The 385-nt window shown below is 49.1% G+C and carries 1 protein-coding gene; it reads left to right on the top strand.

The window, feature by feature from the left end; genetic code table 11:
* On the top strand, positions 1–385 hold a 385-nt coding region (locus CES79_RS12905; protein ID WP_225362448.1), incomplete at both ends, for a MucBP domain-containing protein.

Raw genomic sequence — 385 nt, 5'->3', positions numbered from 1 at the left:
GATGCCAAGGCAAATGTGACGATTCCAAGCAACCAAGGTAATCAAACAGTACCCGATGTAACTGGTAAGACAGGCGAGCATGTTGATGTCACAGTACCAGTGAAGCCAGGCTACACAGCGGATAAGCCAACGGTACCGGCGACGGTGAATGCCGACGGCACGATCACCGTTGATAACCCAACGACCACAGGTAAAGTGACCTACACACCAAACGATGCCAAGGCAAATGTGACGATTCCAAGCAACCAAGGTAATCAAACAGTGCCTAATGTAACTGGTAAGACAGGCGAACATGTCACTGTTGATGTGCCATTACTTAAAGGTTACACACCAGATAAAACGACGGTACCAGCCACAGTTAATCCAGATGGCACGATCACGGTCG

It is taken from the genome of Secundilactobacillus silagei JCM 19001, assembly GCF_002217945.1.
In the GTDB taxonomy this organism is placed as follows: Bacteria; Bacillota; Bacilli; order Lactobacillales; family Lactobacillaceae; genus Secundilactobacillus; species Secundilactobacillus silagei.
This window is presented reverse-complemented; position numbering and strand designations above follow the sequence as displayed.